This is a genomic window from Armatimonas sp., assembly GCF_031410135.1.
GTDB lineage: Bacteria > Armatimonadota > Armatimonadia > Armatimonadales > Armatimonadaceae > Armatimonas.
Window position 1 is genome coordinate 1 of sequence record NZ_JANNYP010000800.1, and the last position, 4511, is coordinate 4511.

Sequence of the window (4511 nt, forward strand, 5' to 3'; positions counted from 1 at the left end):
CCAAGCGCCGCAGGAGGGGCTATGGCTCGGGCCGCTGAGCGTCGCTTCGGCGATACTCTGGTGCTCTGGAGCTTCGGCTGGGGCGAGTCGGATCGGATCGCCTGGGAGATCGTCTCTCGGATTCGTGAGGGGGTGCTCTCACTGGGCAAGAAGTCTCGCACGCTGGAGCAAATTGCCAAGTTCTTCAATGTCAAACTCCGGTGGGATCACGAGAGTACAGAGCCAGGCGGCTACTTGCCTCCTCTGAACGATGGCGGTGAGGGAACGATCTTAATCTCTCCCAAGCTAGCTCCGCATCGTAAGTGGCGCGTGTTTGTGCACGAGCTGGCGCACCACCTGATGCACGAGTGGGTGGCGGGTGCATGCTACAGTGCGGTGAAAGTCGTCTTGGCTGGGAACCCAGACTGTGGGCCGCTCCGTCATGCGATAGCTCGGCGTGTGGAGCAGCTTCTCGCCGAGCTTTAGGGCGAGAGCCTAAGCCCTCGCCTGCTGCCCTAAGTTGCCAGTCCGCCGATCATGGTCTGGTTCCGTTTCTGGCTTCACGTACGCTGATCCCACCGATCTGGACGTGGCACGGGTCCCAGCCGATCTCTACTTTCGCTTCGAAGTCTCGGCTGGCTATCGCGGAGCGGATGGTGTCTCGGTCTTCCTGTCCGAGTCCCCAGGCGATGCCTGTCACGCAGCCGTGGGATTTTGCCGAGGCCGCGAGCATGAGCAAGAACTTCGAGCTCTCTTTGTTGGGCTGGCCGTCGTCGAGGATATCCACGGCCAGGGAGTCGGGGTTGCCGTCCTCTGTGGTCGCGTTGTGCATTCCCCAACGCACTTTGGTGAAGCCATCGGCGAGGAGCTGCTTTTGCCGCGCGGGTGAGCGCCAAGCCTCTTGGATGCGTGGCCTCCATCCGTGCCCTTCCAGGTCGCTTAGAATCGCGGCTACCTTACGCCGAAAGATCGGATTGCACTCGGTGAGCCTCTGGGCGTTCCTCTCTTTGCGCTGCTCTTCCGTCATGGCTCCATCTCCGGCTCTGCTTTGGGCATGACTTTGACGGCGATGATTAGGACGTCACCGATTTGGATGCTGGACACGTCTTCGAGTGCATGACTCGGCGGAATCGTGACCGTGGGAATGGACGGGGCGGGCGGTGGAACTGCATCGGAAAGGGGGAGCCCGATACTGCTGCTTTCGCTGATCAACGGGAGGCCCGTGGCGTCGCTCTCCGAAGTAGCCTTTGCCCCTGGCTCGCTATCGCTCTCGATTACGGTGTAGCCCGGTTTCTTGGCATCTGCCGTTTCGCTTTCGATGACGGTATAGCCACCTGGCACGGCGGCATCATCCACAACTTGGGGCTTGATCTCACTTTCGACCACGAGGTAGTTCGCGGGCTTCGCCGCGTCGCTGGGGGTGCCAGGTGGCGGGGCGGCAAGTGGAATACCCGTTGTTTTGCTCTCCGCTGGAGCTGGTGCGACGAGTGGCAAGCCTGTTGCCTCGCTTTCGGCAGGGGCGATGGTTGGAGGCTGGGAATCACTCTCCACGACGACATAACCCGAGGACACCTTAGCATCTGTAGCCGGTGGTGTGACTTCACTCTCGACGACCGCGTAGCCGCTGGCTTTCTTATCGCCGGAAGAGGTAAGGATCGCAGCTTCGGCGGGTGGCGCGGGACTCTCGGGAGGAATCGTGATGATGAGGGGCTTGCTTTGGATCACGGGCTCGATCAGTTCCATTGGCGCCGGAGCGGGGGACTCGGGCGGAATTTGATGGAGCGGGCCGTTGGTGTAAGCCACTGTGGGTGCTGGTGTTGCCGTAGGCACTGGACTCGTTGCGAAAACCGGCGGCCCGAGGAGTGGTGTATCTATAGGCTTGGGAGCTGGTTTGGCTGTCGGCTTAGGCTTGGGCCGCGAGACGAGCTTGGGCTTCGCTGCCGTCGCCTTCACTGCTGCGGGTTTCGCGGGCGTGGTGTTTGCTGCCGGCGGCGGTGTGACAGGCTTTGTCGTACTGATTGCCTTCTTTGGGGCTTTGGTGATGAGCGGTTTCATGGTGTGGATCTCCTTATCTCTTGTGGTCAATGGGCTTTGCGCCACTGCCACGGGGGAATGGGCGCTGGCATGGCCCAGAGGCCGCGTTTGGCGGTTCTAGCGGCATCCTCGGCGAGGCGTAGGTCTCGGCTGTCTGGCGCGTACTGCGGGCTCCACCAGGCCAGTCCGGTTTCGATCTGTCTGCGCTCGATGCTGGGATAGGCAGGTGTGCCGACCTGGGCGACGAGCCGTCCGTAACGGTCGCGATCAATGGGCTGAACGGTGAGCGCCTGCCCTACGAGAAGGGTGCCGAGTGCTGCTCTTGCCATCGGGCCGCTTGGCTGGTTCGTCTCGGGAGCATCCGCGCCGAAGAGACGGATCGTGATGGTTTTCAGCGCGTCGCAGCTCGCGTGGAGCGTGTCGCCGTCCACGACCTCAATGACCCGGCAGGTATCGAGCGCAGGGAGCGTTTCGGGTAGGCTCTTACTGCCTGTCGGCCAGACAGTGGCGAGACCGCCGCCGATGGCAACGATCCCAGCTCCCGTTCCCAGGATCGCTGTCCGCTTCTTACGAGCTGTTGCCGTGGTCGTTTTTGTTGCTGTTGGCATCGGCCTTTGCCTTTCGTTTGCGGGTGCGTTCCCGGAGCTTGCGAAGCGCCCGTCGCCGTGCAGAGCGGAACTTGGGCTGTGCTCGGAGCCACCAGGTGAGGGCGACGATGAGGCCGATGAGCGCCTCTACGAGACGGTTCTCGACCTCATCCGTCACTATGGCGAGGGTGTGGATGATGGGCATCTTGCCCTCCTCGTTACGCCGTGACGATCACGAGCGAACTCTGCGGCGCTCCCTGGAAGCCCGAGGCAGAGATCGGGATCACCTTGACGCCGATCTTGACGCCGCCCGCCGGAATCCCGAACTTGGCGTCGTAGAGCGCCCCAATATCCCCGTTCGAGAGATCCGCACTCGTTGCCGTGCCGATGAGGCGGTACATGCCCTCGCCGACCATGCTCCGACCAGGGGACATCGGCTCCGTGGCGAAGACGAGCAGCTCGGTGCCGAGCGGGTCGGCGGTCGCTCCGAGCTTCAGTTCGACGGCGGGCGCGGCGGTGACATTCACCGTGGGCGCGAAGCCGACAATGGGCGTGGTGGGCTCGATGCCGAGAGGGGCGTCGTCGAGGGTGGCCATGCCGAACTCGGCACGGGTCTGGTTGAGCGCGATATAGAGCCGGTGCCCGGTCGGGTTGTAGAGATCGCCGTATTTCCCGGTCTTGGTGACGAGCGCGGCCAGGCCGTTCCAGCCGACGCGCTGCTCTTCCGTGATGGTGCCCCAGCGGGCAGTGAACTGGCTGAAGCGGTCGCGGACATTCATCTGCCGCTCCGAGTTGGGCTGCTCGGGATCGACATGCTCGCGGAGGTAGAGGCCGGAGGGGTTACGGGCGAAGACGCGATCTCCGAACTTGCCGGAGGCATCGTCGAGCAGGCTGTTGAGTTTGACTTTCATGGTGTGGTTCTCCTGATACTTCAAAACAGAAGGGGAACCACAAATGGAAAGAGGCGAACCTTCCAAAGTGGTTCGCCTCCCTGCCGATGATGCTATCACACAGATGTTTGTGCTGTCAAGAGTACCGTGTGGAGGAGCTTTTCGACTGGGGCTTGCGTCACCTCCGCGCTTCGCGCTACAGTCACGCCGCCCGACGTTCTTCGTTCACGCTTTTCGAGCAGGAGCGGCTTCTTCCCGCTGGACGCGAGGGAAGCCGCACCAGCGCACTCGACGGCCACGAGGCGCATTGCGAGATTCTCCAACGTTCGCTGCCACCTTCGCGCGACGCGCTACGGTCGCCGCTACCGTGCTATGCCGCACACATCTTAGAGCCGGAGCAGCTACCTCGCTCGACGCAGGGTAGCCGCACCGGCGCGACGACGGAGACGAGGCGCATCTCTATGTCACGCTACGTGCGCCACCACCTTCGCGCTTCGCGCTACGGTTGCGCCTCCCCAGGGTATCCAGAAGCTTTCGTGGCGGCCACGGTTCCCCCGCAAGCGGGTTCCCACCGTCGCCGCGAAGCAGTAGAAAACGTTCTTAGATTTCTCCCCTTCCGTCCCCCAGGGGAAACGTGTAATCAGCCTTTCTCTCACATGCTGTCGCCGGGGCAGGGCATCTGCGCTCCGGCGGGCTGGGTGCGGCGCGGCGGTCGGCACGGGGCGCGGGTGCAGCTCGGTCAGCTTCGCTCGCCGCCGCCGTCGCAGGGGCGCGGGGTGGTCAGTATCGCTGTATTTATAATTAATTATCGTGCAATAAAAAGAATGCTGAAATGGCAAAAATAAGGCAAATAATTGTTTGATTATGCTTGATTTAGGGTATAATATTGGTGGCGGGCAATGCCCGACTAATACCCCCAGAAATGGGAAAGAGCGCGGGGTCTGCCTGGAAAACCGGCCCCGCGCTCTGGAAAGGAAGCCATCGAAATGGCTACCAATTTGGATTGTAACACGCTCTTACA

Annotated in this window: 7 protein-coding genes; 2 read left to right on the forward strand and 5 right to left on the reverse strand. The window is 62.0% G+C overall.

Features of this window, described 5'->3' with window-relative positions:
• A partial coding sequence (locus tag RMO15_RS29435; RefSeq protein ID WP_309721541.1) for an ImmA/IrrE family metallo-endopeptidase occupies positions 1-465 on the forward strand: 465 nt, incomplete at its 5' end.
• Positions 466-514: 49 nt separating this feature from the next.
• Here RMO15_RS29435 and RMO15_RS29440 read toward each other — a convergent pair.
• Genes RMO15_RS29440 through RMO15_RS29460 form a run of 5 tightly spaced genes read right to left on the reverse strand, consistent with a single transcriptional unit; the run spans position 515 to position 3511 of the window.
• A complete protein-coding gene (locus RMO15_RS29440; protein WP_309721543.1) occupies positions 515-1006 on the reverse strand; it encodes a hypothetical protein in 492 nt (163 codons plus the stop codon).
• Positions 1003-2034 carry a hypothetical protein gene (locus RMO15_RS29445; protein WP_309721546.1) on the reverse strand — a complete coding sequence of 344 codons (1032 nt, stop codon included), beginning with the start codon at positions 2032-2034 and terminating at the stop codon, positions 1003-1005. Before RMO15_RS29445 ends, RMO15_RS29440 begins: the two co-directional genes overlap by 4 nt.
• 26 nt (positions 2035-2060) lie before the next feature.
• Positions 2061-2621: a thermonuclease family protein gene (locus RMO15_RS29450; protein ID WP_309721549.1), complete on the reverse strand. Its 561-nt coding sequence runs from the start codon at positions 2619-2621 to the stop codon at positions 2061-2063.
• Positions 2581-2805 (reverse strand): hypothetical protein, encoded by a 225-nt coding sequence (locus RMO15_RS29455; protein ID WP_309721551.1) that lies wholly within the window; start codon positions 2803-2805, stop codon positions 2581-2583. The genes RMO15_RS29450 and RMO15_RS29455 overlap by 41 nt, the downstream gene beginning before the upstream one ends.
• Before the next feature lie 13 nt (positions 2806-2818).
• Complete coding sequence (locus tag RMO15_RS29460; RefSeq protein ID WP_309721554.1) at positions 2819-3511, reverse strand: hypothetical protein; 693 nt, start codon at positions 3509-3511, stop codon at positions 2819-2821.
• A 128-nt stretch (positions 3512-3639) separates the two neighbouring features.
• Between RMO15_RS29460 and RMO15_RS29465 the strand changes: the two genes are divergently transcribed.
• Positions 3640-4335 carry a hypothetical protein gene (locus tag RMO15_RS29465; RefSeq protein ID WP_309721557.1) on the forward strand — a complete coding sequence of 232 codons (696 nt, stop codon included), beginning with the start codon at positions 3640-3642 and terminating at the stop codon, positions 4333-4335.
• Positions 4336-4511: the final 176 nt, after the last annotated feature.